24 protein-coding genes are annotated in these 25890 nt (G+C 68.9%); 12 read left to right on the top strand and 12 right to left on the bottom strand.

From position 1 onward, the window contains the following. Positions 1-7: 7 nt before the first annotated feature. Entirely contained in the window at positions 8-1144 is a 1137-nt protein-coding gene (locus EV192_RS43130) for an RNA ligase RtcB family protein (RefSeq protein WP_132124512.1), read from the bottom strand. A gap of 345 nt (positions 1145-1489) precedes the next feature. Between EV192_RS43130 and EV192_RS43135 the strand changes: the two genes are divergently transcribed. Next, positions 1490-1843 (top strand): DUF3761 domain-containing protein, encoded by a 354-nt coding sequence (locus EV192_RS43135; protein ID WP_243727431.1) that lies wholly within the window; start codon positions 1490-1492, stop codon positions 1841-1843. Positions 1844-1857: 14 nt separating this feature from the next. Here EV192_RS43135 and EV192_RS43140 read toward each other — a convergent pair whose 3' ends face one another. Continuing rightward, a complete protein-coding gene (locus tag EV192_RS43140) occupies positions 1858-3855 on the bottom strand; it encodes an AfsR/SARP family transcriptional regulator (RefSeq protein WP_132124514.1) in 1998 nt (665 codons plus the stop codon). Positions 3856-3992: 137 nt separating this feature from the next. Between EV192_RS43140 and EV192_RS43145 the strand changes: the two genes are divergently transcribed. The 4 genes from EV192_RS43145 to EV192_RS43160 are packed head-to-tail and all read left to right on the top strand — an operon-like array spanning position 3993 to position 6191. Further along, positions 3993-4862 (top strand): esterase/lipase family protein, encoded by an 870-nt coding sequence (locus EV192_RS43145; protein ID WP_132124515.1) that lies wholly within the window; start codon positions 3993-3995, stop codon positions 4860-4862. 5 nt (positions 4863-4867) lie between these two features. Then, positions 4868-5329 carry a hypothetical protein gene (locus EV192_RS43150; protein ID WP_132124516.1) on the top strand — a complete coding sequence of 154 codons (462 nt, stop codon included), beginning with the start codon at positions 4868-4870 and terminating at the stop codon, positions 5327-5329. 14 nt (positions 5330-5343) lie between these two features. Then, a complete protein-coding gene (locus EV192_RS43155) occupies positions 5344-5748 on the top strand; it encodes a hypothetical protein (protein ID WP_132124517.1) in 405 nt (134 codons plus the stop codon). Further along, a complete protein-coding gene (locus tag EV192_RS43160) occupies positions 5745-6191 on the top strand; it encodes a hypothetical protein (RefSeq protein WP_132124518.1) in 447 nt (148 codons plus the stop codon). Before EV192_RS43155 ends, EV192_RS43160 begins: the two co-directional genes overlap by 4 nt. A gap of 54 nt (positions 6192-6245) precedes the next feature. Here the strand turns inward: EV192_RS43160 and EV192_RS43165 are convergent, their stop codons facing one another. The 3 genes from EV192_RS43165 to EV192_RS43175 all read right to left on the bottom strand — a co-directional run bounded on the left by EV192_RS43165 (position 6246) and on the right by EV192_RS43175 (position 10876). Next, positions 6246-9044 (bottom strand): vitamin B12-dependent ribonucleotide reductase, encoded by a 2799-nt coding sequence (locus tag EV192_RS43165; protein ID WP_132124519.1) that lies wholly within the window; start codon positions 9042-9044, stop codon positions 6246-6248. Positions 9045-9148: 104 nt separating this feature from the next. Continuing rightward, entirely contained in the window at positions 9149-9613 is a 465-nt protein-coding gene (nrdR, locus tag EV192_RS43170) for a transcriptional regulator NrdR (RefSeq protein WP_132124520.1), read from the bottom strand. 348 nt (positions 9614-9961) lie between these two features. Then, positions 9962-10876, bottom strand: coding sequence for an SDR family NAD(P)-dependent oxidoreductase (locus EV192_RS43175; RefSeq protein WP_132124521.1), 915 nt, complete (start codon positions 10874-10876; stop codon positions 9962-9964). 100 nt (positions 10877-10976) lie between these two features. On the opposite strand from EV192_RS43175, the gene EV192_RS43180 reads away from it, so the two are divergent. Together EV192_RS43180 and EV192_RS43185 are read left to right on the top strand one after the other, a co-directional pair. Beyond that, positions 10977-11828 (top strand): helix-turn-helix domain-containing protein, encoded by an 852-nt coding sequence (locus EV192_RS43180; protein ID WP_132124522.1) that lies wholly within the window; start codon positions 10977-10979, stop codon positions 11826-11828. 100 nt (positions 11829-11928) lie between these two features. Then, positions 11929-13923 (top strand): phosphocholine-specific phospholipase C, encoded by a 1995-nt coding sequence (locus tag EV192_RS43185; RefSeq protein ID WP_132124523.1) that lies wholly within the window; start codon positions 11929-11931, stop codon positions 13921-13923. Here EV192_RS43185 and EV192_RS43190 read toward each other — a convergent pair. After that, entirely contained in the window at positions 13913-14374 is a 462-nt protein-coding gene (locus EV192_RS43190) for a LysM peptidoglycan-binding domain-containing protein (RefSeq protein ID WP_132124524.1), read from the bottom strand. The genes EV192_RS43185 and EV192_RS43190 overlap by 11 nt on opposite strands. Before the next feature lie 252 nt (positions 14375-14626). Between EV192_RS43190 and lexA the strand changes: the two genes are divergently transcribed. The 4 genes from lexA to EV192_RS43210 all read left to right on the top strand — a co-directional run bounded on the left by lexA (position 14627) and on the right by EV192_RS43210 (position 17315). Further along, complete coding sequence (lexA, locus tag EV192_RS43195; protein WP_243727442.1) at positions 14627-15310, top strand: transcriptional repressor LexA; 684 nt, start codon at positions 14627-14629, stop codon at positions 15308-15310. An 83-nt stretch (positions 15311-15393) separates the two neighbouring features. Next, positions 15394-16656, top strand: a complete 1263-nt coding sequence (locus EV192_RS43200) for an amidase domain-containing protein (protein ID WP_132124525.1) — start codon at positions 15394-15396, stop codon at positions 16654-16656. A 9-nt stretch (positions 16657-16665) separates the two neighbouring features. Next, complete coding sequence (locus EV192_RS43205; RefSeq protein ID WP_132124526.1) at positions 16666-16974, top strand: hypothetical protein; 309 nt, start codon at positions 16666-16668, stop codon at positions 16972-16974. Next, on the top strand, positions 16971-17315 hold the full coding sequence (locus EV192_RS43210; RefSeq protein WP_132124527.1) for a hypothetical protein: 345 nt from the start codon (positions 16971-16973) through the stop codon (positions 17313-17315). The genes EV192_RS43205 and EV192_RS43210 overlap by 4 nt, the downstream gene beginning before the upstream one ends. On the opposite strand, the gene EV192_RS43215 is transcribed toward EV192_RS43210, so the two are convergent. The 3 genes from EV192_RS43215 to hflX all read right to left on the bottom strand — a co-directional run bounded on the left by EV192_RS43215 (position 17260) and on the right by hflX (position 22036). Beyond that, positions 17260-19350, bottom strand: coding sequence for an NACHT domain-containing protein (locus tag EV192_RS43215; protein WP_132124528.1), 2091 nt, complete (start codon positions 19348-19350; stop codon positions 17260-17262). The genes EV192_RS43210 and EV192_RS43215 overlap by 56 nt on opposite strands. A gap of 84 nt (positions 19351-19434) precedes the next feature. Next, on the bottom strand, positions 19435-20412 hold the full coding sequence (locus EV192_RS43220; protein WP_243727432.1) for a hypothetical protein: 978 nt from the start codon (positions 20410-20412) through the stop codon (positions 19435-19437). A 202-nt stretch (positions 20413-20614) separates the two neighbouring features. Continuing rightward, the gene (gene hflX, locus EV192_RS43225) at positions 20615-22036 is read right to left on the bottom strand and encodes a GTPase HflX (protein ID WP_132124529.1); all 1422 of its coding nucleotides are present in this window, start codon (positions 22034-22036) and stop codon (positions 20615-20617) included. Positions 22037-22175: 139 nt separating this feature from the next. Between hflX and EV192_RS43230 the strand changes: the two genes are divergently transcribed. Beyond that, positions 22176-23441, top strand: a complete 1266-nt coding sequence (locus EV192_RS43230) for an MFS transporter (protein ID WP_132124530.1) — start codon at positions 22176-22178, stop codon at positions 23439-23441. Here EV192_RS43230 and dapF read toward each other — a convergent pair. The 3 genes from dapF to EV192_RS43245 are packed head-to-tail and all read right to left on the bottom strand — an operon-like array spanning position 23377 to position 25824. After that, the gene (gene dapF, locus EV192_RS43235; protein ID WP_132124531.1) at positions 23377-24222 is read right to left on the bottom strand and encodes a diaminopimelate epimerase; all 846 of its coding nucleotides are present in this window, start codon (positions 24220-24222) and stop codon (positions 23377-23379) included. The two genes, EV192_RS43230 and dapF, sit on opposite strands and share 65 nt — an antisense overlap. Position 24223: 1 nt before the next feature. Then, positions 24224-25123: a tRNA (adenosine(37)-N6)-dimethylallyltransferase MiaA gene (miaA, locus tag EV192_RS43240; RefSeq protein ID WP_207926659.1), complete on the bottom strand. Its 900-nt coding sequence runs from the start codon at positions 25121-25123 to the stop codon at positions 24224-24226. Continuing rightward, positions 25120-25824 (bottom strand): class III extradiol dioxygenase subunit B-like domain-containing protein, encoded by a 705-nt coding sequence (locus EV192_RS43245; RefSeq protein ID WP_132124532.1) that lies wholly within the window; start codon positions 25822-25824, stop codon positions 25120-25122. The genes miaA and EV192_RS43245 overlap by 4 nt, the downstream gene beginning before the upstream one ends. Between the last annotated feature and the right edge of the window lie 66 nt (positions 25825-25890).

Consider the following 25890-nt stretch of genomic DNA (forward strand, 5'->3'; position numbering starts at 1 on the left):
ACCAGGCTCATGGCCGGCCTCGTTTGTGGTCGGGTGTCTTGTAGGTGACCAGTGGGATCGTGGTGGCCACCGGCGTGGCCAGCTGGTGGTCGACGAGGTCCGCGATCACCTGCTCGATGCGTTTGTAGGCCGATGGCGCCTCCTCGAACAGCAACTGGCGGTCGCCGCACACCACCAGCGAGCCCACCGGCGTCCGGCGCAACTGTTCGACGGTGTGCTTGACCTTGCCACGGCGTAGGGCGTCGGCACGCGACATCTTGCGGCCCGCGCCGTGCGCCACGGAGTGGTTGGCGTCCGGTCCGGCGTGCGCGGCCACGAGGTACGAAGGGGTGCCGCGTGTGCCGGCGATGAGCACGTCGTTGCCGTCGCCCGGCGCCGCGCCCTTGCGGTGCAGGTAGACCCCGTCGCGGATCTCGACCAGGTTGTGGCACTGGTCGACGATCGGCGCGGTGGGCTCGGCGCCGAGTGCGTGGGCGACCCGGGCGGCCATCAGTCGCCGGTTGAGCGATCCCCAACGGACGGCTTCGTCATGCGCTGCCAGGTAGGCGGCGGGGTCAGCGGCCGGGCCCGCGCCGTGGACCTCGGTGTGCGCCCGTAGGATCCGCTCGCCCAGCCCTCGGGAACCGCTGTGCACGATGAGGACGAGGTCCCCGGCGACAAGCCCGAGACGGTCCGCGTGGTCCGGCTCGAAGACGGTGTCGACGCGGGCCAGTTCGACGAAGTGGTTACCCCGGCCGACCGTTCCGAGACCCTCGACGTGGCCGGCGGGAATGTCGCCGTCCACGACCGCCCAGGCGGGGTCGTCGGAGTCCGGCGCGCGGTCGAGGTCAGGCAATCGGGCGGCGATCCGGGCCGCCACGGCGCGCTTGAGCCGGATGGGGAACACCGCGATGCCGCAACCGATGTCGGAGCCCACAAGGAACGGGTACAACACGGTCGACGCCATGGCGGCGCCGATCGGGGCGCCCTTGCCGGGATGCAGGTCCGGCATGGCGGCGACATGAACCATGCCGTCAAGGGCGGCCACCTGGTGGCATTGGTCGACGGCGTCGGACTCGATCCAACTGGTCGGTGCGGCGAACACGGCGACAGTGGCCACAGTGGACTGCGGCACTGCCTCCGGCCGGGAGTTCTGGTGCGACACAGACGCTCTCTTCCCTGAACGGTACGGGCGGACGGGTGCTTTCAGTCAGAACGTCATGGACACACGGTCCCGCAGCCCACCGCGCACAGCAAGTGATTTTCGGCCGCCTCAACGAGGTGGGTACCGGCCGCGTTCACCCGATTGGTCGACAGTGGATCCGCCGTGTAACACCCTTATGGGTTCGGTCGACGAGGAGGCATCCAGGGAGTCAAGGGAAAGAGGGCACATCTCATGTGGAGACGCACATCCGTCCTCGGTGCGACAGCCGCGTTATGGCTGGGAGTAGGCCTGCTGACCGGTTGCGGCGCGCAACAGCCGGTCGAAACATCAAACCTGACAACGACAATGTCGTCGTCCATCCCGGCGTCCTCGTCGTCAGAGGCCCCGCCATCGACATCTCTCCCTGTCGTCACACCGAGTTCGAGCACGGTCGTCGCCGCACCGCCGGCTCCGCCAACTCAGCCGCCACCGCCGCCCGCGACCACGCACGTCGCCAAACCGGCGCCGTCGACACCTCACCAGACCGAGTGCACCGCCGACCAGTACCGCAATGTGGACGGCGTGTGCGTCAACCGCCCGGTGGCCGCCCCTGGCGCCCCCGCCGGCGCGACCGCACAGTGCAAAGACGGCACTTACAGCTTCAGCCAACACCACTCAGGCACGTGCTCCGGACACGGCGGAGTGGCGCGCTGGCTGTGACCCCGCCGCGTCGATCAGATCCTGTGTGGACTGTCAACGTCCACCTCCCGGTGTCCGCGCCGCCGGTGAAAGGTGGCCAGGCTGCACGCCAACCGCCACACGTACTCGTGCCAGCCCTGACACACCGCCAGTTCCCGCGCGGCCAGCAAGCAGCTGTGCTCGGTGTCGAACCAGTCAAGAGCGGCGGCGAGCGGCGGGTCCAGTTGTAGCTCGGCCGCGTCCGCGTAGTACGCGACCAACCTGCGTAACCCCGGGACGCTGTTCTTGACGCGTTCCGCCACGCACAAGCGCACCAGGTCGTGCAGGCGGTACCGGTTGGGCTTGTGTTGGTGGACGAGGCTCGCTTCGGACAGCCGCCGCAGCACGATCCGAGTTCGGGATTCCGGCAGGTCGATCAGGTGGGCCGCCGCGCACAGCGAGATGTCCGGACCGGGCGCCACCCCGATCAGCCCGAGCGTTTCCGCCTCCACAGCGGGCAACGCGTCGTACGAACACGACAGCACAGCGCGAAGGGTTCCGTTCAACTCACCGTTGTCGAAGGCGTCCAGCCGGGTCGCGGTGTCGCTGAGGTCTTCGGCGAACGAGGCCAACGGCAGGTCAGGACGGGCGCCGGCCCGGGTGGCGACGACGCCGAGGGCCAGCGGCAGACCGGCGCAGTGGTCGAGCAGTTCGGCCACCGCACCGGGGGCGCCGGCCAACCGGTCCGGCCCGAGCCGTCGGACCAGCATGTCCTCGGCTTCGGCCCGGGTCAGCATGTCCAGGGCGACCGCGTGGGTGCTGTGGTTCGCGGCCACTGTGGTCAGCTGACGCCGACTGGTGGCCAACACCCGGCTGCTGCCCGCGCCCGGCACGAACGGCAGAACCTGGCTGCTGTCCCTGGCGTTGTCCAGCACTATCAGCATCCGGCGCCGGGACACGAGGCTGCGGTAGAACCCGAACTGGGCATCCGGGTCGGCGGGCATGGCCGCCGGACCGACCCCCAGGGCCTCCAGGAATCCCCGGACGACCACGGAGGCCGCGACCGGGGCGGCGGCCGGGTCGAAGCCGTGCAGGTCGACGTACAGCTGGCCGTCCGGGAACCGGTCGATCGCCTGGTGTGCCCAGCGCAGCGCGAGCCAGGTCTTGCCGACCCCGCCGGCGCCGCTGATCGTCGCGACCTGACCAGCCGGCACCTGGTCCAGTTGGGCGAGTTCCCTCGCCCGGCCGGTGAACGACCACGGCGACGCGGGCAACTGGCGTGGCACCTGGTCCCGGCCGAAGTGCGAGACGGTACCCGTGAGCATCGGGTCGTTGGCGAGGATCGCCTGATGCAGGGCCCGCACCTCCTCGCTGGGCTCCGTCCCGACATCTTCGGCGAGCCGCGCGCGCAGCAGGCGGTAGTGCCGGAGCGCCTCGGCCTGGCGTCCGGCCCGGAACAGGGCAAGCATGTACTGGCCGGCGACTCGTTCGTCCAACGGACGCTGGGCCGCCCTCGCGGGCAGTTCGACGAGTTCCTCGTTGTGCATCTCCAGCCTGAGCGCGACATCAGTGCGGTCAGCCTCGGCGACCAGCCGTTCCCGCTGCACCGTCCGGCGCAACGAGTCCGTCCAGGCCGTGTCCCACCCACGCAACGGCTCGTCCCGCCAGAGGGCCAGGGCTTCGTCCAGCAGAGCCACCCTGGCGCGGTCCTGGCCGGTTCTGGCTTTCGCGACACCACGGCGAAACCGGAACAGGTCGACCGCCATCTCGTCGACGGCCAGCACGTAACCGCCCGCCTGCCAGACGATCGAGACGCCGGTGGCCGGCGCCAAGGCCTTGCGTAGCCGCGACACGTAGCTGTACAGCGTCTCCCGGCCACGATGCGGCAGCTCGTCACCCCACACCCGGTACAGCAGCTGGTCCACCGACACCACCCGGTTGGCGTCGACCACCATCGCCACCAGTACGCCCTGCTGCCGGCGATGGCCGACGTCCACCGGCTTCCCGTGCAGCATGACTTCGAAGTCGCCCAGCAGGCGGAACTCGACCGTCACTCGCGCCCCCCAAGGGTCAAGGACATATATAGCGGCCTTGACCAGCCCATTCAAGTGTCCTCGCAAAGGTTGCCCAGGCCAGGCCCGGCAGCCTCGGGCGCAACCCGGGCCATCGGGCCTGGAGGAGGGAAAGCGAGATGAGACGGAAGGCCATTCGACTAGGTGTGGCGCTGGCGCTGGCCCTGTCGGTCATCGTGCCCGCGGCGGGCTCGGCCGGTGCCGCGCCGCCGGTGCGGGACAACAGCTCCGCGCGGCCGGTGTACTTCGTCCCGGGATTCAGCACGTCAGGTTCGCACGACTGCTGGTTCGGCTACTGGAAGGCGGCCGGTGAGGCGATGTGGTCCTACGGCTGGACCGGGTCGTACCACACGGTGAGCTTCTACGCCCCCGACACGAACTGCAACACGAAGATCTACAACGGCGACCGGAACACGCCCATCAACGATCTCGGCCGGCTGCTGGCGTGGAACATCTACAGCTCGTACTCGAAGAACGGGATCTCGGTCGACGTGATCGCCCACTCGATGGGTGGCCTGGTGATCCGCGCGGCCCTGACCGGCGTGGCGCGAAAGCTCCAGGGCTGGCCGCCTTATCTGTACGTCGAGGACGTCACCACGATCAACACGCCACATCGCGGCACCAACTTGGCGGATCTGTGCGACACCCTGGGGCGTTTCCAGCAATGCAGGGACATGATTCCGGGGTCGTCGTTCCTCAACAGCCTGTACGACGCACCGCAGTCGGCGCAGGGCACGGACTGGACACTGATCGGCTCGGACGATGACGACATCGTCAGCACCGAGTCCGCGCTGGGCATGTCAGCCGGGCACAAGGTCGCCTACCAGTCCGGTCAGGGCATTGAGCACGGCTCGGTCCACCAGACCACGACCGGCTCCTATGGACAGTGGTACTGGAACTACTACGACAACAAGTGGAACTGGACGACCGCGGGGGCACCGCCGGTCCGGGTGGCGAACAACGCGATCTACTACTGGTGGAAGTGGTGACAGGAATGCGAAAACTGAAAGCGGCGGCGCTGACTGTGCTGAGCGCGGCGGGTTTGCTGGTCGGCACGGGCACCGCACACGCCGACGCGCTGCGGTGCGGGGACAACGACAACGGCGAACTGTGCCTGCTGACGTACAACACGGGTGCGTCGGTGACCAAGGCTCGAGCCACGTTCCGGTACAAGAAGTTTCCGACAAACTACTGCGGCGGCGGTTTCAGGGACGAGCCAGGCATCGTCTTCGTCCACTTCACCTTGTCGGGCACGCTGAAGAACGGTCAGCGGTTCGCCCAAGCCGGTTACGGCGCGTGCGACGTGCGGAACACCTATGGCGAAAACGGGGAAACCGAGTTGAAGGTGTTCTACGTCAACCGTGACTTCAAGTCGAAGTCCAAGCTGTGCCTGCGGTCGGACTACAACGCGCCGACGTCCAACGACCCGATCTTCGCGTGCTACATCGTGCCATGAAAGGGCTGTCAGTGATGAGAATCCCTGTGGCGGTGGCTCTGGCGGCCGGGTTGCTCGCCGGTTTCGCGCCGGGCGCGAACGCCGCCGATCCGGTCACGGCGTACTGCGGCCAGACGAAGAACAGCTCCGGACAGCGGCACAGTTGCGGGCGAACGGAGTTCAACTCCGGCGGAGCGATCGAAAGCTTCCGTGTCCGGGACGACTGGGCGGACGGACACAGTACGGTCGCGTTCTGGCACAACGAGTACAACGGTGACTTCGGCACCGTCTGGAACACCAGCGGTTTCGGCAGCTACACCACCGAGTACACCGACTTCCCGGAGGGCACCCGGATCGCGTTCAAGACGTGCGCGGGTGAATCCGGCTCCGGCCTGATCCTGGAGAACACCTGCGGGAGTTGGCAATGGGTGACCGCATGAAAGCCGCCATCATCATCCTCAGCGCCTTCCTGATGATGGCGACCGCTGTTCCGGCGACCGCCGCCGACAGCCCACTGGTGAAGACGATCAACGGTTCCGACGACACCTGCAGCTCGGGCATGACCCACCGCCGGTGGCAAGGGATCTCCGTAACCGGCGCGTCGGCCGGATTCTGGGTCTGCTGGAACGGCCAGTACGAGGCGGATCTGATCGGAACCGTCCGCGACACCGCGCGCGACTCCAAGTCGGCCAAGCTGTACCTGCGCTACCAGTACTGGGAAAATCCGATTGAGGACTGGCAAACGGTGTCGTCCGAGCACATCGCCACGGCCTCAGGCAACACCGCCGAGACCCGCTTCTACGTGTCGAACGCGAAACATGTCCTGGTGAAGGACTTCCAGGTGGCGGTGTGCGCCGGCACCACCTGCACCGGCTGGAGCTGACACCGTGAACCACGGGAGGGGAACCGGGTCGGCTCCCCTCCCGTGGGATCAGTGCTAGCTGCAGCCGGAGGTTGAGCCGCAGCCTTCGCAGACGTAGCACGAGCCGGCCGGACGCATCTTGGTTCCGCAGGTCATGCACAGTGGCGCGTCGGCCACCGTGCCCAGGTGCAGTTCCAGCAGTTCGGTCGAGCTGTGCGCGGTGGACTTGTCCGGCAACGCCTTGGGGCTGGCCGTCTGGGCGGTTGCGTCCACTGTGGAGCGGAGGCCTTCGATGTCCACGTCGCCGGCGCCGTAGTCGTTGTTGACCTGGGCGGAGCGTTCGTCGGCGGTGAAGATGCCGAGTTGGGCCCGCTTCTCGAAGGGCAGGTAGTCCAGGGCCAGCCGGCGGAACAGGTAGTCCAGGACGCTGGTGGCGATCCGGACGTCCGGGTCGTCGGTCATGCCGGCCGGCTCGAAGCGGAGGTTCTGGAACTTCGAGACGTAGAACTCCAGCGGGATCCCGTACTGCAGACCGACCGAGATGGACATGGAGAACGCGTCCATCACCCCGGACAGGGTGGAGCCCTGCTTGCCCAGCTTGACGAAGATCTCGCCGAGGCCGTCGTCCGGGTACGAGCCCGCGTGCAGGTAGCCCTCGGCCCCGCCGACCGTGAACGACACCGTCTGGGACGGGCGCTTCTTGGGCAGGCGCTTGCGGATCGGGCGGTACTCGACCACCGTCTCCTTCTCCGGCTCACCGGACTTACGCGCGGACTTGCCGGCCGACAGCGGCTGGCCGACCTTGCAGTTGTCGCGGTAGATCGCCAGTGCCTTCAGGCCCAGCTTCCAGCCCTGGAAGTAGATCTCCTCTACCTCTTCGACGGTCGCCGACTCGGGCATGTTGACCGTCTTGGAGATCGCGCCGGAGATGAACGGCTGGATCGCGGCCATCATCCGGACGTGCCCCATCGGGGCGATGGACCGCTCGCCCATCGCGCAGTCGAACACCCCGTAGTGCTCGTGGCGCAGGCCGGGCGCGTCCACCACGTGGCCGTGCTCGGAGATGTACTCGACGATCGCCTCGATCTGCTCGTCCTGATACCCCAGGGACTTCAGGGCGCGCGGCACGGTCTGGTTGACGATCTGCATCGAGCCGCCGCCGACCAGCTTCTTGAACTTCACCAGCGCCAGGTCCGGCTCGACCCCGGTGGTGTCGCAGTCCATCATCAGGCCGATCGTGCCGGTCGGCGCCAACACCGAGGCCTGCGCGTTGCGCCAGCCGTTGCGGGCGCCGATGTCCAGGCCGCTGCGCCATTCCTCGGACGCCACCCGCTGGATCGCGGCGTCGTCCTTGGCCAGCGTCCGGATCAGGTCGTTGGCGGCGGAGTGCTTGCGGATCACCCGCGTGTGCGCCTCCGCGTTCCGCGCGTAACCCTCGTACGGGCCGACCACACCGGCCAGTTCCGCGGAACGCCGGTACGCGACGCCGTTCATCAGCGACGTGATCGCCGCAGCCAGCGAACGGCCGCCTTCGGAGTCGTACGCGTGCCCGGTCGCCATCAGCAGCGCGCCCAGGTTGGCGTAGCCGATGCCCAACTGGCGGAACTTGCGGGTGGTGTCGGCGATCGGCTCGGTCGGGAAGTCGGCGAACGAGATCGAGATGTCCATCGCGGTGATGACGAACTCGACGGCCTTGACGAACTTCCCCGCGTCGAACGTGCCGTCCGCGCGCAGGAACTTCATCAGGTTCAGCGACGCCAGGTTGCAGCTGGAGTTGTCCAGGTGCATGTACTCGCTGCACGGGTTGGACGCGTTGATCCGGCCCGACTCCGGGCAGGTGTGCCAGTCGTTGATCGTGCCGTCGTACTGGATGCCCGGGTCCGCGCACTCCCACGCGGCCTTGGCCAGCTTACGGAACAGGTCCTTGGCGTTGACCTGGTCGATCACCTCGCCGGACGTCCGCGCGCGCAGGGCGAACGGGCTGTTGTTCTCCACCGCGTGCATGAAGTCGTCGGAGACCCGGATCGAGTTGTTCGCGTTCTGGTACTGGACCGAGGTGATGTCCTTGCCCCCGAGGTCCATGTCGAAGCCGCCGTCGCGCAGGACGCGGATCTTCTCCTCCTCGCGGGCCTTGGTCTCGATGAACTCCTCGACGTCCGGGTGGTCGACGTCGAGCACGACCATCTTGGCCGCGCGCCGGGTGGCGCCACCGGACTTGATCGTCCCCGCCGACGCGTCCGCGCCGCGCATGAACGACACCGGGCCGGACGCGGTGCCGCCGGAGGACAGCAGCTCCTTCGACGACCGGATCCGCGACAGGTTCAGGCCGGCGCCGGACCCGCCCTTGAAGATCAGGCCCTCTTCCTTGTACCAGTTGAGGATCGACTCCATGGTGTCGTCCACGGCGAGGATGAAACACGCGGAGACCTGTTGCGGTGACGCGGTTCCCACGTTGAACCACACCGGCGAGTTGAAGCTGAACACCTGGTGCATCAGCATGTACGTGAGCTCGTGCTCGAAGACCTCGGCGTCCTTGCCGGACGCGAAGTAGCCGAACTTCACGCCGGCCGCGACGTACGTCTTCACCACGCGGTCGATCAGCTGCCTGAGGCTCGACTCCCGGACCTCGGAGCCGACCGCGCCGCGGAAGTACTTGCTGGTCACGATGTTGACCGCGTTGACCGACCAGAAGTCGGGGAACTCCACGCCGCGCTGTTCGAAGTTCACCGAGCCGTCGCGCCAGTTGGTCATCACCACGTCGCGCTTTTCCCAGGTGACCTCGTCGTACGGGTGCACACCGTCCTTTGTGTACACGCGCTCGAGCCGCAGGCCCTTCGCCCGCTGTTTCCCCGGCGCCACCGGTGTCTCCGTCATGACCAGTCCCTCTCCCTCTTCACTCGCTAGTCCTGGCACGGCCACGTCCGGGGAAACCGTCCGATCCGGTCCGAGCTTTGTGGTGCGTTGGCGCGTGCGGCGGCTCACGAACTCTCCTTGTCCCTGATCGCCGCGCGCAGGTCCGCGATCTCCTTCTCGAAGTCCTCCACCGAGGTGAACGACCGGTACACGCTGGCGAACCGCAGGTAGGCCACCTCGTCCAACTCCCGCAGCGGGCCGAGAATGGCGAGCCCCACCTCGTGGCTCGGGATCTCGGCGCACCCGGTCGAGCGGATCGACTCCTCCACCCGGTGGGCCAGCTGCTGCAGCGCGTCCTCGTCGACCGGACGCCCCTGGCACGCCCGCGCCACCCCGCGGACCACCTTGTCCCGGCTGAAGGGCTCGGTCACCCCGGACCGCTTGACGACGGCCAACACCGCTTCCTCGACGGTGGTGAACCGGCGTCCACAGTTCGAGCACGACCGCCTGCGGCGGATGACCTGCCCCTCGTCCACCTCACGCGAGTCGACCACCCGGGAGTCGGAGTGCCGGCAGAAGGGGCACCTCATGAACAGCCTCCAAACTCACGGACGGTCACCACGCGACAGCCGGCAGTCACCGCAACAGCCGCACTGGTGATCAACTTGTGGATGGAGCGTGGACAACCCAGCCCCAACCTGTGGACTAAACACAGCGGTGTAACTACTAGATGTAGGGGTGACAGTATGCCCGAGGCCCACGCGATGCAAGTCGACACGGCGTGTCTCCCCCGGGTCGTAGACCGGACGTGTCGAGGGCCACACGCGGTGTTCGCACCGACCAGGTCACCGTACGCAATCAGCCATTCGAGGGAACGCCAGGACGGGCGATTCCCGAACAGCGCGCACACGGAGAGCGGAGTTCACCGAGCCGTAATCTCAGCCGACGAGCTCCTCCGACAGCCGCCACAGACGCTCGGCGTTGTCGGGGTCAAGGGCGTACGGAAGGTAGTGGCCGCGCGGCGGCGAGCCGTCCTGGGTCCACGGCGTGGCGATCGCGCAGTCCTCCAGATACCTGCCGCCCACACCGGCCAGTTCGGGCGTCACCGCGGCCCAGACCGAGGTGGCGGCTCCCTGGCTCGGTGTCTTCCAGCCGCTTCGGTCGTCCCAGCCACGCGCGCGCATGTCGTCGGCACTGAGATGACGTTGCAGGCCGCTGCTGATCGCCCCTGGCATCACCGCGTTCGCAGTGACACCGTCGCCGGCGTGGCGCGCCGTGAACCCCACTGAGAACAAGGCGTTCGCGGTCTTCGACTGGCCATAAGCCTGCCAGGGGTCGTACGGCCGCCGCTCGTAGTTGGGGTCGTCGTAGTCGATGTCGCCGCGCCGATGTGCCGAGGACGTCAGGCACACCACGCGCGCGTTGCCCGCGGCCCGCAGGCACGGCAGCAGGCCGAGCGTGAAAGCGAAGTGGGCCAGGTGGTTCACGCCGAACTGCGACTCGAACCCGTCGGCGGTCCGCGTCAGCGGGCCGGCCATCACAGCGGCGTTGGTCACGAGCACGTGCAGCGGCCTGCCGGTCGCGGCGTGCTTGCGGGCCCACGTGGTCACCGACTCCAGCGACGCCAGGTCCAGGTGCCGGAACACGACCTTGTCGTTGCCGGTGGCGGCACGCAGCTGCGCCGCCGCGGCCTCGCCCTTGCCCTGGTCGCGGCCGGCGAGCACCACGCGCGCACCCGCGCCCGCGAACGCTTTCGCCGTCTCGTACCCGACGGCGCCGTAGCCACCGGTCACAATGGTCTCCTTGCCCGTCAGGTCATGCCCGGCGATGATTTCGTCCGCTTCCTGGTTCATACGGCGATCCTCAGGCCGGACACGCGGGTGTCCGAGACCGTGCCGTTCCTAGCCGTGACAGGGCCACCCACTAGGCCCGTCGAGCCACCACACTGAACTGATGAGCACGGGCGAAGAACTGGGTGCGTTCCTCCGGGCCCGGCGTGCCCGGGTGCGGCCGGGCGACGTCGGCCTGCCGGCCGGGCCCGGACTGCGCCGCACGCCAGGCCTGCGGCGGGAGGAGCTGGCCGCGCTGTCCGGGGTGAGCATCGACTACTACACCCGGATCGAACAGGGCAAGGAGACCAACCCCAGCAGCGAGGTGCTCGACGCGCTCGCCGCCGCGCTGCGGCTCGACGAGGACAGCCACGACCATCTGTACAAGGTGGCCAACCAGGCTGCCCGGCGCACCCGCCCGGCCCGGCGAAGTCCGAACCGGTCCGTGCGCCCCGCGGTCCGCCTGCTCCTGGACTCGATCCGGCCGTTCCCGGCGTACGTCCTCAACCGCGTCAGCGACGTGCTGGCCGCGAACCCGGAAACCTTCACGTTGTTCGCCGGCCTGGGCGACTGGCCGGCAGAACGCCGGAACACCATCAGGTACGTGTTCCGGCATCCCGCGGCACGCGACCTGTTCCTGGACTGGGAACAGGCGGCGAGTACGGGCGTCGCCAACCTGCGCGCGGTTCTCGGCGACGACCCGGAGGCGCCCGGCCTGGCCGACCTGGTCGCCGAACTCACCGCCGAGAGCCCCGAATTCGTCCGGCTGTGGCGCCGCTACGACGTGGAACCCAGGCGTAGCCACGTCAAGCGGTTCGGTCATCCGATGGTCGGGACCATGACTCTCACCCACGAGGTGCTCCGGCTCAGTGACGACGGCCAGCGCCTGTGCGTCTACCAGGCCACGCCCGGCACGCCCGACCACGACGCGCTGACCCTGCTCGCCATGACACGGTCGCCGGAACCGTCTGCCTGACCGTCCTTGTTCACCGATGTTCCGCCGTTCGTTTCTGGACACCAGGTAACGCCTTCGATCAACTGGATCGGCTGGGGTCGGTCACGATATGGAGGCGTTGATGGCGGACTTGAGTCGACGGACGTTTCTGGCGAGCACCGGCGCGGTGGCGCTGACCACGATGGGTGCCGCGGCGGCCGAGGCCAGCGGGACGATCACCGACGTCAGGCACATCGTGGTGCTGATGCAGGAGAACCGCAGTTTCGACCACTACTTCGGCACGCTCAAGGGCGTGCGCGGGTTCGCCGACCGCAGCACGATCGTGCTCAACGGCGGCCTCCCTGTGTTCAACCAGCCGAACGGCGGCGGGCGCCAGTACCCTTTCCCGCTGCGTGGCATGGCGAGCAACGCCGAGACGCTCGCGCAGTGCCAGGGCGACATCGCGCACTCGTGGTCCGACCAGCACGCGGCCTGGAACAAGGGCAAAATGGACAGCTGGATGTCGGCCAAGAACAAGATCGGCTGCCTGGGTTACCTGGACCGCCAGGACCTGCCGCTGCACTACGCGCTGGCCGACAGCTACACGATCTGCGACGCCTACCACTGCGCCGGCCTGACCGCGACCGGTCCGAACCGGACGTTCCTGTTCAGCGGGATGATCGACGCCGCCGGCAGGTACGGCTCGCCCGCGAACGACGGCGGCGACGAGTCCGGACTGACCTGGCAGACCTACGCGGAGGTGCTGCAGAACGCGGGCATCACCTGGCGCGTGTACCAGAACGCGAAGGACAACTTCGGCGACAACGGGTTGGCGTACTTCAAGAACTTCACCACCGCCAAGCCGGGCTCGCCGCTGTACGACCGCGGCATGGCCAGTGTCCCGGCGAAGACCGGCCGGACCCCGGACGACATCCTCGCCGCGGTCAGGGCCGACGTGGTGGCCGGGACGTTGCCACAGGTGTCCTGGGTGGTGACCGACCAGATCACCTCCGAGCACCCGATCGGGCCGCCGGTGAACGGCGAACGGTTCGTCAGCGGCCTGCTGCAGGCGCTCGCCGCCGACCAGGACACGTTCAACAGCACGGTCCTGTTCCTGAACTACGACGAGAACGACGGCTTCTTCGACCACGTGCCACCGCCTTCGCCCGCCGCGGGCACGGCGGACGAGTTCGTCAACGGCGTCCCGGTCGGACTGGGATTCCGGGTGCCGATGCTGATCATGTCGCCGTGGACGCGCGGCGGCTGGGTCTGCTCGGAGGTCTTCGACCACACGTCGGTGATCCGGTTCATCGAGACCTGGTCGGCGGCGGTCGGCAAGCCGGCCCGCTGCCAGGTGATCAGCGCCTGGCGGCGGGCCGTCTGCGGCGACCTGACCTCGGCGTTCGACTTCACCAACCCGGTGTACGGCCTGCCGTCGCTGCCCACGCCCGGCGCCGTGATCCCGGGCTCGACATGCGCGCTCCTGCCCAACCCGGCGCCGAAGAACAACGCCCTGCCGCCGCAGGAGCCCGGTACCCGGCCGGCTCGACCGCTGCCGTACCAGACGGACACTTCGATCTCCGCATGGACCTACAACTCGGACGGCTCCATCCAGCTCAACGTCACGATGTCCAATTCGGGCACTCGTGCCGCGCACTTCTCCGCGTACGTCAACGCTTTCCGCACGGGCGGCCCCTGGCAGTACACGGTCAATTCGTCCACAACGGACTTCTTCAACTGCGGGCCCGGCTTCGGCGACGGCCGCTACGACGTGACCGTCGTCGGCCCCAACCGGTTCCTGCGCCGGTTCCAGGGCAACGCCACCGGCGCCGCCAAGAACGTCGAGACTCGCTCGCGGATCGCCGTCACGTCGAGCACCGGCAAGCTCGCGCTGTGGCTGGACTTCGTCAACGGCTCCGGTGCGCCGGTGACCTTCACGGTGACCTCCAACAACTACCGGGGCGACGGCCCGTGGACGTACACCGTGGCGGCCGGCCAGACTGCGAGCGATTACTTCAACGCCGTGGCCTACTTCAACGGCTGGTACGACTTCACGGTGGCGGTCTCCACCGACTCCACCTGGTCGCGGCGGTTCGTCGGGCACATCGAGACCGGCGCCCCGAGCGTCAGCGGCTAGCGGGGACCTCCAGCGCCTGGCCGGCGAGCACGCCGTCGGCTGGCACGTCGTTGAGCTCCCGGATGCGGGCCATCACGGCCTCGGTGTCGTAGTCCGGCGCGACCCTGGTGGCGACGTCCCAGAGGGTCTCGCCGGGCTGCACCCACACGACCGCCACCCGGTCGGGCACCCGGTCGCCCGCCATCGAACCGGCCGCGAACCCGACGAGGACCACGCCGAGGAACACGGTCAGGCCGATCACAAAGGACGCCGACAGCCGCAGCCGGCGGCGCCGCGGCGGGCAGTCCGGCAGGCGGCGCGCGCTCGGCCTGCGCTGATTCGACCGCCGCGGCGCGCGGCGCTTCGGCCGGGGCCTGGCCTGGGGTTCCGCCGCCAGCGGCGGGACCAGCCGAAGCACCGGCCGCGAGTCCAGTTCGGAAAGATCAACGTTGGTGCGCACCGGAGCCGCCATGTCGTATCCTCCTTACGAGGTTCCCGATCGAACACCGGTTCGATCGAACGTTCGTGCGACTGTCTATCAGATGCCACCGACAAAAATCGAGACCCGCCCGGCGTGTCCCTCGAACAGGTGTTTGATCTACGGGTCAAGGCGGGCTACGGTCTGTGAAGATGATCGAGCTCGTCCACTGGTGGGCGAGGATTTTCAGGAGGCGGAGCGGTGCCGCAGCGCAACAACGGCAAGGTGGGCGAACCGGGCGACAACATCCGCCCCTTCCCCGACACGGCCGAAGACTTGGACTCGGGCACCCTGCCCCCGCGGCAGCGTGCCGTGCTCGAGGTGATCCGGGCCTGGGTGGAGCGCGTGGGATACCCGCCGAGTGTCCGCGAGATCGGCGAGGCGGTCGGCCTGACCAGCACCTCGTCGGTCGCCTACCAGCTCAAGGCGCTGGAGCGGAAGGGCTACCTGCGCCGCGACCACAACCGCCCGAGAGCCATCGGTGTGCTCCCGCCGGACGCGGACGCGGCCCAGTTGGCCGGTTCGCAGCTGGGCGGTGAGGACACCCGGGTGCCGGCCCCGGCGTACGTGCCGGTCCTCGGCCGGATCGCGGCCGGTGGGCCGATCCTGGCCGAGCAGGCGATCGAGGACGTGTTCCCGCTGCCGAAGGAGATCGTCGGCGAGGGCTCGCTGTTCCTGCTGAAGGTGGCGGGCGACTCGATGATCAACGCGGCGATCGCGGACGACGACTGGGTGGTGGTCCGCCAGCAGTCGGTGGCGGACAACGGCGAGATCGTCGCGGCCATGATCGACGGCGAGGCCACGGTGAAGACGTACAAGCTGCGCGAGGGCCATGTCTGGCTGCTGCCGCAGAACGACGCGTACGAACCGATCCCCGGCGACGAGGCGACGATCCTCGGCAAGGTGGTGGCCGTCCTGCGGCGACTCTGAACATCAACTTCTTGGCCCAAGGTGGGAACCTTCGCGGCCTGGCGTGCGTCTTTCGGGCGAAGATCCACCGAAAGGGGCCCGAGATGGTCGATTTCGCCCAGCTGAGGGACGCGAAACCGGAAAGCTGGCAGCATGCCGCGGACGACTGGCTGAAACTGGCCAAGGAGGCTGAGCAGTCCGCGCACGACATCTACGCGAACGGCACCGCCGCGCTGAACGAGCACTGGACCGACCAGGTGGGCCAGCACGCGGCCCAGCGGCTGAAGGACCTGGCCAACTCGTTCGAGATCGCGGCCGTGGAGATCCGGTCGGTGGTGTCCACGCTGGACGGGCTGGCCGACGCGGCCAAGCTGGCCCAGCAGTCCTTATACAGTGCCATCGACTACGCCCGGCGCAGCGGGATGGTCGTCGGCGCCGACGGGCAACTGACCATGTCCGATCCGCGGGCGATGCACAACGACCCGGGCGCCCAGCAGCTGCATAGCGAGTCGCAGCGGCTGATCGCCGAGGCGGTCGCCGAGGCGAACCGGATCGACCAGGACGCCTTCGCCGAGCTGGACCGGCTGACCGGCACGGTCGGCCAGACCGACCTGGGCAAGGCGATGAACGAGGACGGGGCGGCCGCGTCGCAGACCGAGGTCAAGCTGATGGCGGACGCCCTGCCCAAGGGGCAGGACCCGGCGGCCGTCGCGGCGTGGTGGAACGGGCTGACCCCGCTGCAGCAGGACGAGTTCGCCCGCGCCGTGCCGGTGCAGCTGTACGACCTGAACGGCATCCCGCAGAACGTCAAGGACCAGCTCAAGGGCGACTACGGCTACGACCGGGTCGAACTGGTCCGCTGGGCGGAGAAGAACTGGAACAACTCGGACATCGACATCTTCGGCAACAACTGCACCCAGTTCGTGTCCACCGGGCTGGAGCACGCGGGCATGGAGCAGAAGATGAGCTTCTGGTCCGGCACGCTCGACCCGAACGGCTGGGGCCACGGGTGGCAGACCGGCCTGGACTCAGTGGACGGGCACAACCACTCGCACACCGCGAGCTGGGCCAGCGCCAACGACAACCGGAACTTCATGGTCAACCACGGCGGTGAGACGATCCCGCTGAACCAGGCCCGCCCCGGCGACATCCTCTACCTCGAGCAGGCCGGTCCGGGTGGCCCGACCGACCCGGGCAAGGTGCACCACGCCGCGATCGTGACCTCGGTGACGCCGGACGGGGACATCCACTACACCCAGCACACCGACTCCCGGCTCAACGTCAGCCTGAACGGCCGCCTGCCGCACAACGAGAACGAGGAAGGCGACCAGAACATCGTGATCGTCCGGCCGCACCCGAACTACTAAGAGGACTCGATGGACATCGAACCGGGCGGCGTCAGCACCGCCGGCGAGGACCTGTACCAGACCGCGAACACCGCCAATGACCACACCAAATCCCTGTTCACGTCCAGTGACACGGCCGCGGGCGACAACCCCGGCTGGGCGTCCGCCGGAGCGTTGACCGGCGTGAAGTCGGCCTGGCAGGAGCAGTTCGGCAAGCTGATCCAGCAAACCGTGGCGGCCGCCGACGCGCTGAAGGACTCGGCCGGTCAAATCGCCGGCAGCGACCAGGAAGCGAAGTACCGGCTCACCCTCGCCATGCACGACCTGACAGGCAAGTGAAGACCCTCAGGCTCCCCGCCGTCGCGGTCGGTGGTGTGCTGACCGTCGCCGGAATCGTGCTGGCGGTCCTGGCCACCCAGGTCAGCACCGACCTGACCAAACAACGCTCCAGCACGTGCAACGGCCTGCTGCCGATGCCGACGTCCGCCTACGTGTTCGGCTGGACGGCGGTGGCTGCGGCGCTCGTAGCCGTGGTGCTGTTGGTGCTCGGGCGACGCGCCGGAGCCTGGTGGGTCATCACGCTGCTTGTGCTCGCCGTGCTGGCGTTCCTGTTCGCCGGGTTCGTCACGTACACGGTGTACGGGGACGCGCCGACAGTGCGTCATCTGTGCTCTGGTTGACGAGCCAGGTTTCGAATTCGCGGTGCCGGAACTGGATCCCGATCCCGGACAGTCGCACCAGGCCGGCCGTGTAGGCCCAGTCGAGGAAACGTGCGGGACGGGGCGGGAGGGTGCGGTTGATTCGTCCGAGCAGGACAGCGACAAAGTAGCGTGGCCAGGGCGATGGCCTGAGCGCGAGCCCGATCGCTGGCCCCAACGCCAGCCCGGCCGCGAACCCGGTCGCGAGGTCGATCACGAGCCCGGCCGCAAGCCCGGTCGGGAGCCCGACGGCGACTGTCACCACAGTGTCATGGGTGATCCCTTGCCGGGCCAGGTCGGAAGGGGCGCGAATGTACGACGGCCGCAATGCGAGCCCGACCGCGAGCCCGACCGCGAGCCCCGCCCCGATCCCGACCGTTAGCCCGAACTTGAATCCGAACCTGGGCCCGAACGCCAACCCGAAGGCCAGCCAGATCATCAGCCCGACCACCAGCCCGCCCACGATCCAGAACGCGACTTGGCTCACGAGGTCACGGCGTCGGCGTCGAGTACTGAGATCAATCCTGTTCAAGCTGGGCGCCGACGCCGACGCTCGAAGGCCAACCCCTCCGACCAGCAGGACCGACGAGAACAGCCCGTACCAAGCTTGCGGCGTATCGGGAGGAAAGCCGACAGCTTCGAGATACGGCAGGCCTATCAGAAGCAGCAACGGCAATGTGACAAGAACTGCCAGCGCAAGGCCAATGATGTAGCGGGGTGCGCGGGATCCAACCGCGGTCCCGAGCTGATGTAACAGGATGTCGCTGCTGGATCCGGACTGCGGGCTGGTGCGGGCGAGAGTGATCAGCCACCGTTTGACGCTGTCGGCATCGTGTCTCTCGCCGCGCGGACCCGTATGGTTGGCCACCGCCGCGGGGATCAGACGGCGCAGTAGTTCGGTGTTGAGTTCGTCCGGGGCGAGTTCGGCCAACTGAGTGTGTGGGTCGCCCTGGCTGGGGTCGGCGAAGGCTGTTCGGCACAAGTAGAGCTGCCAGGGTGAGCACAGCGCAGTGATGAAAGGGCTCGGGGTGGCGCGGTCGAGGGCGCGGGCAGTTGCCCGCCAGTGTGCGGCGATCCGGGTCGGGTGGGTCGGATCGGGAAACAGGTACGTCAGGTATTCGCGGACCGTGGCTGGGGAGAGCGGCTCCAGCATCACGGTGGTGGCGTCTTGTACCGCCTGCGCTGACGCGGTGCCCAGTAGTTGGTCATAACGCTCGCGGCGGCACGTCAGCACGACCGGATCGGCGGTGGCGTTGAGGGCACGAATCACCGCCGCCGCCCGCAGTGGCGGGGTGTCGTCGGGGTCCATCTCGTCCAGACCGTCCAGTACGGGCAGGATCCATCCCTGCTTCACGGCGCCCTCAGCGTTGGAACGCGACAGTCCTCTTTGGACCAACTGAGCGGCCAGCCAGTCGTCCAGCCGTTGCTTGAGAATCCGGTCGCTGACCTGTTCGCCGTCGTCGCCGAGCAGGGAATCGAACGCGGGCAGGCTCAGGCGCACGGGCACCCGCGCCTTCGGACCGGGTGCGGTCGGCCGGGTGCGGAGCAGGTCCAGGACCAGGTGCACGGCCAACACTGTCTTGCCCGAGCCCGGTCGGCCCAGAACCACCAAGCGACCCCGGTCGAGGCGGCCGTAATAGGCGCCGATCTGGGCCAGGTTGCCTTGCCTGTCGCCGCCGTCGTTGCGCCACCGGACCAGGGCGAGCCGATCGAACCCGACGTTCGCCGGTTGGGGATCTCCCGTCTCGCCCAGCAGTTGGGCCAGTGCCGCGGCTTCTTCCCTGGACAGCTCCTCAGCCAGGTCCGCCACGGCGGCACCGACCTGATCCCGTCGACTGACCAACGCCGCCCACAAGCCGATCGCCGCGATCGCCAGACCCAGCAGCGACACCGGCAACGCCAGCACGTTCGCGATCTCCGCGCCCCGCGTGCCCTCGACCCACAGCCGCCAGGTCCCGCCGGCCACCGCGAGCAGCACGCCACCAGCGACCCACCACGACCGACCAGACAACCGCATAGCCGGGTGGTCGCGCCAACGGCCTGGTCCGCTACGCGGATTTCGTCACAACTGGGCACATGTCGCCCAAAAGAGTGAACGGACCTAGCTGCGACGGCGGCTGAGCAGCCGGTAAAGCACGAAGCCACCGACGATCACCGCGGCGCCCACGCCGACGATCGGCCAGAGCGGAAGAGCTGACTTCTCCGTCGCGGCAGCTGTGCCGCCGCGGTCCTCTGCCTTGTCAGCCGCGGGGTTGACCAGCGCGGTCGCGTTGGCGATCGCGCGGATCGGGGTGCCAACGCCTTCGGAGGCGGACAGCAATGTGCCGTCCGGTTCGAACGCGATGGCTTCGCCCTGCGGCTCGTTGGGCAACGGGACGCGTACGGGCTGTCGTTTCAACGCGGCCACGACGTCGCCGTCGGGCGCGCTGTACAGGTACGCGTCGGTGTATGTCCGCAACGCGATGACTGTGCCGTCCGCGCTGACCGCGCCGCCGGTGACCAGGACTGTGTCGATCGCATGCGGCACCTTGGTCGGGCCGCCTGGGGTTTCCGTGGTCTGGAAGTCCACCGAGGCGACCTGGACCAGCTTGGTGGGTCCCGGGCTGGTCAGGTTGCCGTCCGGCCGGAAGACCTGGGCGGACCCGAGCGGCGTCTTCGTCACCAGGTACGGCACGCCTTTCTTGTCCAGCAGCAACGCTTCCGTGTCGTGGGCGCCGTCCGGATACGTCAGGCGGTACAGGGTCGCCTTGCCGTCCTTGGTCAGCGCGTGCAGCGCGATGGTTTCCCGGTTCTTGTTGTTGTCGCCCGCGTCCTCAAGCCACAGCGTGCCGTCCGGGGCGAGCGCCAGGTCCTCCACGTCGTACGGGTCGGTCTTGTTCGTGATCGTCTTCTCGACCTTGCAGTTCTTGTCGAGCACGAACACGGTGAGCTTGGTGCCGCCGTCGTTGATCGCGTACATCCGGGTGCCGTCCGACGCCAGCCCGGACAGCTCGTTGATGTTCTTGTCCGTGACCTTGCAGCGGTCCACCGGATCGGGCGCGGCCGACGCGGCGGGCGCGCACAGGAGAAGCGCGGCCATGCCGCTCACCAGCATGGCCGCGCCTCGCCTTTGGTCGATCACAATCGGCAGACCTATCGTGTCGGCGGCAGAACCGTGTCGGGGGTCCGGGGGCGAAGCCCGCCGGGCGGGGTCTGGGGGCTGCGCCCCCAGAAAACGCCCGAAGGGTTCCCGGCGAGCGCGCTCCGCGAGCGCACCTCTCCCCAACCCTGAGGTAGACGCCTCAGACGGGGGCCCCGTTGCTCGTGAACTGGCCCAATGCCCCGGCCAGGTCACCGTTCACCCGTGCGTGCAGCTGGGTGCCGTGCTCGGTGTGCCGCTCCGCGAGCACCTCACCCTCGCGGTGCACCCGGGCCACCAGCTCGCCCCGGCCGTACGGCACCAGGACATCCACCTCCGTGGACGGCCGTGGCAACAGCTCCGCGAGCCGGTCACGCAGCTCGTCGAGCCCCTCGCCGCTGTGCGCCGAGACGAACACCGCACCGGGCAGCAGGTGCCGCAGCCGGGCGAGCTGCAGCTCGTCCGCCGCGTCGATCTTGTTCACCACCAGGACCTCAGGCGGCATGGTCGCGCCGTTGCGCTCCGAGATCTCGCCGAGCACCTCGTGCACCGCGTTGACCTGCCACTCCGGGTTCGGGTCCGCGCCGTCCACCACATGCAGCAGCAGATCCGCGTCGGCGACCTCGTCCAGCGTGGACCGGAACGCCTCGACCAGCTGGTGCGGCAGGTGCCGGACGAACCCGACCGTGTCGGTCAGGGTGTACGTGCGACCGTCCGGGGTCTGCGACCGCCGGGTGGTGGCGTCCAACGTGGCGAACAGCGCGTCCTCGACCAGCACACCCGCGCCGGTGACGGCGTTGAGCAGGCTGGACTTGCCGGCGTTGGTGTAGCCGGCGATGGCCACGCTGGGCACCTCGTTGGCCAGCCGCCGGCCGCGCTTGGTGTCCCGCACGTCCGACATGGCCGCGATCTGCCGGCGCAGCTTGGCCACCTTGGCCCGGATCCGCCGCCGGTCGGTCTCCAGCTTGGTCTCACCGGGACCGCGCAGACCCACGCCGCCGTTGCCGCCGCCCGCCCGGCCACCGGCCTGCCGGGACAGCGACTCACCCCAGCCCCGCAGCCGGGGCAGCAGGTACTGCAGCTGGGCCAGCTCGACCTGGGCCTTGCCCTCCTTGGACCGCGCGTGCTGCGCGAAGATGTCCAGGATCAGCGCGGTCCGGTCGATCACCTTGACCTTGAGCCGCTCCTCCAGCTGGCGCAGCTGGCCGGGCGACAGCTCACCGTCGCAGATCACGGTGTCCGCGCCGGTCGCGATCACGGTCTGGCGCAGCTCCTCGACCTTGCCGGAGCCCACGTACGTGGCCGGGTCCGGCCGCTCCCGGCGCTGGACCATCCCGTCGAGCACGTCCGACCCGGCGGTCTCGGCCAGCCGGGCCAGCTCGGTGAGCGACGCCTCCGCCTCGGTCGCCGAGCCCTCGGTCCACACCCCGACCAGGACCACCCGTTCCAGCCGGAGCTGTCGGTACTCGACCTCGGTGATGTCGGTGAGCTCGGTGGACAGTCCGGCCACTCGACGTAGCGCGGAACGGTCCTCGAGTTCAAGCTCCCCAGTCGAGACCATGTCCTCCGCGTAGTCTTCCGTCATTGAGTCGGCCTGTCCTTTCACTCTGTGTCCCGCTGTCGTTTCTCATGGTCGCACGTCGGCGCGAATCCGCCGACTGGTTAACGCGTCCATCTGTATCAACGCCTGGGAACCTGTGGACGTTCCCACGTATGGTCATCCGGTGTCTCTCCTGCGCCATCGTGATTTCCGCCTGCTCTGGGCCAGTGACTCGATCAGCCAGTTCGGCACGTTCGTCGGGCAGACCGTGCTGCCGTTGCTGGCGGTCACCGTGCTCGCCGCGACCCCGTTCGAAATGGGCGTGCTGACCGCCGCCGAGACCGCCGCGTTCCTGCTGATCGGGCTGCCCGCGGGCGCGTGGGTCGACCGGATGCGCCGGCGGCCGTTGATGCTGCGCGCCGACGCGGCGCGAGCGGTGTTGTTGCTGAGCATCCCGGTGGCGTGGTGGTTCGGGGCGCTCACGTTGGCGCACATGGTCGCCGTCGCGTTCGTGGTGGGGATCTGCACGGTGTTCTTCGACGTGTCGTACCAGTCGTACCTGCCTACTTTGGTGGGCCGCGAACAACTGTTGGACGGCAACGCGAAACTGCAGGCGAGCCAGTCGGTCGCGCAGGTCAGCGGGCCCGCCCTCGGCGGCGGCCTGGCGCAGCTGGCCGGCGCGGCCAACGCGACCCTGGTGACCGGGCTGGGCTTCGTCGCCTCGTTCCTCTTCCTGTTCCGGATCAAGAAGGTCGAGCCGAGGCCACCACAGCCGGCGGACCGTCGCCTGTGGACGGAGATCGGCGAGGGGCTGCGGTTCGTGTTCGGGAACAAGTCGATCCGGGCGATCGCGTTGTGCGGCACCACGGCCGGGTTCTTCCTGATGATGGAGACCGCGGTCATGGTGCTGTTCCTGGTCGGCGACATCGGGTTGACCAGCGGCCTGGTCGGGTTGGTGCTCGCGGCCGGCGGTGTGGGCGGCACGCTCGCCGCGGCGACGGCGAACTGGTGGTACCGCAGGATCGGCAACGCGCGGGCGATCTGGGTGGCGATCGTGGCCATGGTCCCGTTCGAACTACTGATCCCGTTGGGCCAGCCGGGGTGGGGCGTCCTGGTGACCGCGGTGGGGATGCTCGGGGTCGGCTACGGCGTGATCGTGCACAACATCGCCCAGGTGAGCTTCCGTCAGTCGATCTGCCCGGACCGGTTGCTCGGCCGGATGAACGCCTCCATGCGCTTCATGATCTGGGGTTCGTTCCCGCTCGGCTCGTTCGCGGGCGGTGCCTTGGGCGAGGTGATCGGGGTGCGCGGCACGCTGTGGGTCGCCGCGGTCGGCCTGTCGCTGTCCGGGGTGTGGGTGATCTTCTCGCCGCTGCGCCGGATGGTCAGTACGCCGACCACCACACCGGATCCAGCCGACCTCGCGCAACCAGCACCGCCGGCCCAGTGAGAGTGCTGCCGTCCTCGGTGATCCCGACCCGGACCCGGCCGCCCGGAATGTCCACAGTGGACTCGCCGGTTCGCTTGCCGGCCAGGTGCAGCATGGCGGCGACGGCGGCGACCGTCCCGGTGCCGCAGGACCGCGTCTCCCCCACGCCGCGCTCGTGCACCCGCATCTGGATCGCGTCCGGCGCCAGCTTCCGGGCGAACTCCACGTTGACACCGTGCGGGAAGAACACTGAATCGTGGCCCGGCGGAACGGTCAGGTCCAGCGCTGTAAGGTCCAACTCCGACGGATCGTCCTCGATCAGGCACGCCAGGTGCGGGTTGCCGACGTCCACCGCGACCCCGGCGAACTCCCGACCACCGACCGTCGCCGTCGACTCGCCGAAGATCCGAACCGGTCCCATGTGGACGGTCACGTGCCCGTCCTCGTGCGCGACCACCGGCCGCGGCCCGGACCGGGTGCCGACCACGAACTCCGCCTCCGCCAGGCCGGCCTCCCGCAGGTAGGCCGCGAACACCCGGACCCCATTGCCGCACATCTCGGCGACCGAGCCGTCGGCGTTGCGGTAGTCCATGAACCAGCCGTCCGGGTCCACATCGGACGGCACGTCCTCAACCAGTCCGGCCCGCACCACCCGGAGCACCCCGTCGGCGCCCAGGCCGCGGTTGCGGTCGCAGAGGGCCCGGACCCGCGCCGGGGTCAGGTCCAGCTTGCCGTCCGGGTCGGGCAGCACCACGAAGTCGTTCTCGGTGCCATGCCCTTTGACGAAGTCGATGCCCTGCACGTCACCAGGCTAGCCGACCGGCCGCGTCGACCAGGTCCGGCCGGCCGGCGTCCAGCCAGGTGATCCGCTTGTCCCGGCGGAACCACGACCGCTGCCGCCGGACGAACCGCCGGTGCCCCTGCGCGGTCACCGTCTCGGCCTCGGCCAGGGAGTACTCGCCGTCGAACGCGGCCAGCACCTGCTGGTACCCCAGGGCACGGGATGCGGTCCGGCCATCGCGCAGCCCGCGGGCCTCAAGCGCGCGGACCTCGTCGACGAACCCGCCCGCGAACATCCCGGCCACCCGAGCGTCGATCCGGGCGTCCAGTTCGGGCGGCTCGCGGTCCAGTCCGATCAGCACGGTGGCATACCGGGCCGGACCGGGCCGGGGCATGGTCGCCGAGAACGGCCGGCCGGTCAGCTCGATCACCTCCAGCGCCCGGACCACGCGCCGGCCGTTGGTCGGCAGGATCGCGCCGGCCGCGACCGGGTCCAGCGCGGCCAGCCGCTCGTGCAGCAGGGGCGCGCCGACGACCGCGAGTTCGTCCTGGAGGCGAGACCGGATCGCCGGGTCGGTGCCGGGGAACTCCAGGTCGTCGAGCACGGCCTGGACGTACAGGCCGGACCCGCCGACCAGGACCGGCGTGCGTCCGACCGCGATCAGCTCCTCGACCACGCGCCGGGCGTGTTTCTGGTAGGCGGCGACCGAGGCGGTCTCGGTCACGTCCAGGACGTCCAGCAGGTGGTGCGGGACGGCGGCGCGCTGCTCGGCGGTGACCTTGGCGGTGCCGATGTCCATGCCGCGGTAGAGCTGCGCGGCGTCCGCGTTCACCACCTCGCCGCCCAGCCGGACGGCCAGCTCGATGGCCAGGTCGGACTTGCCGGTCGCGGTCGGGCCGACGACGGCCAGCGGAGTGATCACGGCACAGGTTCCCAGACGGCGACGTGGTAGCCGACGCCGAACGGCACCATCAACTCGCTGTCGCGGGATCGCCACGTACGGCCCGCTGCGGCCCCGGCGAGCACCTGCCAGGCCACTCGCCCGGCCGCGCCGAGTTCGCGCGCCAGCGACGAGTCCAGGGCCAGCAACGCGGCCGGGTCGGCGCTCGCGAGAGCCTTGTGGACCTGCTCCTCGAACGCGGGCGCGCGCTCGTCCGGCCGGCCGGGCGCGCGGTCGCCGTGCCGGTGCGAGCCGTCGCCGAGGACGAGCAGTCCAACTGGCTCGTCCGCCTCGGCGGCGAGGCGTTCACCGAGGGCCGCGCACTGGCCGGGAGTCTCGTCCGGATCGACCAGATGGACTTTCACTCCCCGTGCACCTGCTTGCTCTCGCAACCACCCGGCGATCAATGCCGGCAATGGCATCGCGGGGTCGGGGTCACCGTGCGTATTGTCGGAGAGCGTGACGCGGACGTCCACGCCGTATCCCCGGAAGGTGCCGGCGGCATGCGGCCCGACCTCGCCCGACCCGGGCGCCACAGCGATCCACCTGCGGGAAGCTCGCGTGAGAGACTGTGCCGCGGCCACGCACGCCGCCCGTACCGCACGCACCTCGGGCACCTCCGCGACCACCAGTTCCGGCACCAACAGGGGCGGATGGGGCACCACGGCGGCACGGACGATCACGCTGTGGAACGTTACTAGGATGGTCCGGCGTGAGCCTGGTGGTTCCGGCCGGGGCGTTGACCTGTT

Origin of the sequence: Actinocrispum wychmicini (assembly GCF_004345645.1) — a bacterium.
In the GTDB taxonomy this organism is placed as follows: domain Bacteria; phylum Actinomycetota; class Actinomycetes; order Mycobacteriales; family Pseudonocardiaceae; genus Kibdelosporangium; species Kibdelosporangium wychmicini.

What these genes read in the sequence shown, in the direction of transcription:
- EV192_RS43135 (WP_243727431.1), top strand. Translation starts at nt 1,490, where the DNA reads ATGTCGTCGTCCATCCCGGCGTCCTCGTCGTCAGAGGCCCCGCCATCG.
- EV192_RS43145 (WP_132124515.1), top strand. Translation starts at nt 3,993, where the DNA reads ATGAGACGGAAGGCCATTCGACTAGGTGTGGCGCTGGCGCTGGCCCTG.
- EV192_RS43150 (WP_132124516.1), top strand. Translation starts at nt 4,868, where the DNA reads ATGCGAAAACTGAAAGCGGCGGCGCTGACTGTGCTGAGCGCGGCGGGT.
- EV192_RS43155 (WP_132124517.1), top strand. Translation starts at nt 5,344, where the DNA reads ATGAGAATCCCTGTGGCGGTGGCTCTGGCGGCCGGGTTGCTCGCCGGT.
- EV192_RS43160 (WP_132124518.1), top strand. Translation starts at nt 5,745, where the DNA reads ATGAAAGCCGCCATCATCATCCTCAGCGCCTTCCTGATGATGGCGACC.
- EV192_RS43165 (WP_132124519.1), bottom strand. Translation starts at nt 9,044, where the DNA reads ATGACGGAGACACCGGTGGCGCCGGGGAAACAGCGGGCGAAGGGCCTG.
- nrdR (WP_132124520.1), bottom strand. Translation starts at nt 9,613, where the DNA reads ATGAGGTGCCCCTTCTGCCGGCACTCCGACTCCCGGGTGGTCGACTCG.
- EV192_RS43175 (WP_132124521.1), bottom strand. Translation starts at nt 10,876, where the DNA reads ATGAACCAGGAAGCGGACGAAATCATCGCCGGGCATGACCTGACGGGC.
- EV192_RS43180 (WP_132124522.1), top strand. Translation starts at nt 10,977, where the DNA reads ATGAGCACGGGCGAAGAACTGGGTGCGTTCCTCCGGGCCCGGCGTGCC.
- EV192_RS43185 (WP_132124523.1), top strand. Translation starts at nt 11,929, where the DNA reads ATGGCGGACTTGAGTCGACGGACGTTTCTGGCGAGCACCGGCGCGGTG.
- EV192_RS43190 (WP_132124524.1), bottom strand. Translation starts at nt 14,374, where the DNA reads ATGGCGGCTCCGGTGCGCACCAACGTTGATCTTTCCGAACTGGACTCG.
- EV192_RS43200 (WP_132124525.1), top strand. Translation starts at nt 15,394, where the DNA reads ATGGTCGATTTCGCCCAGCTGAGGGACGCGAAACCGGAAAGCTGGCAG.
- EV192_RS43205 (WP_132124526.1), top strand. Translation starts at nt 16,666, where the DNA reads ATGGACATCGAACCGGGCGGCGTCAGCACCGCCGGCGAGGACCTGTAC.
- EV192_RS43215 (WP_132124528.1), bottom strand. Translation starts at nt 19,350, where the DNA reads ATGCGGTTGTCTGGTCGGTCGTGGTGGGTCGCTGGTGGCGTGCTGCTC.
- EV192_RS43220 (WP_243727432.1), bottom strand. Translation starts at nt 20,412, where the DNA reads ATGGCCGCGCTTCTCCTGTGCGCGCCCGCCGCGTCGGCCGCGCCCGAT.
- hflX (WP_132124529.1), bottom strand. Translation starts at nt 22,036, where the DNA reads ATGACGGAAGACTACGCGGAGGACATGGTCTCGACTGGGGAGCTTGAA.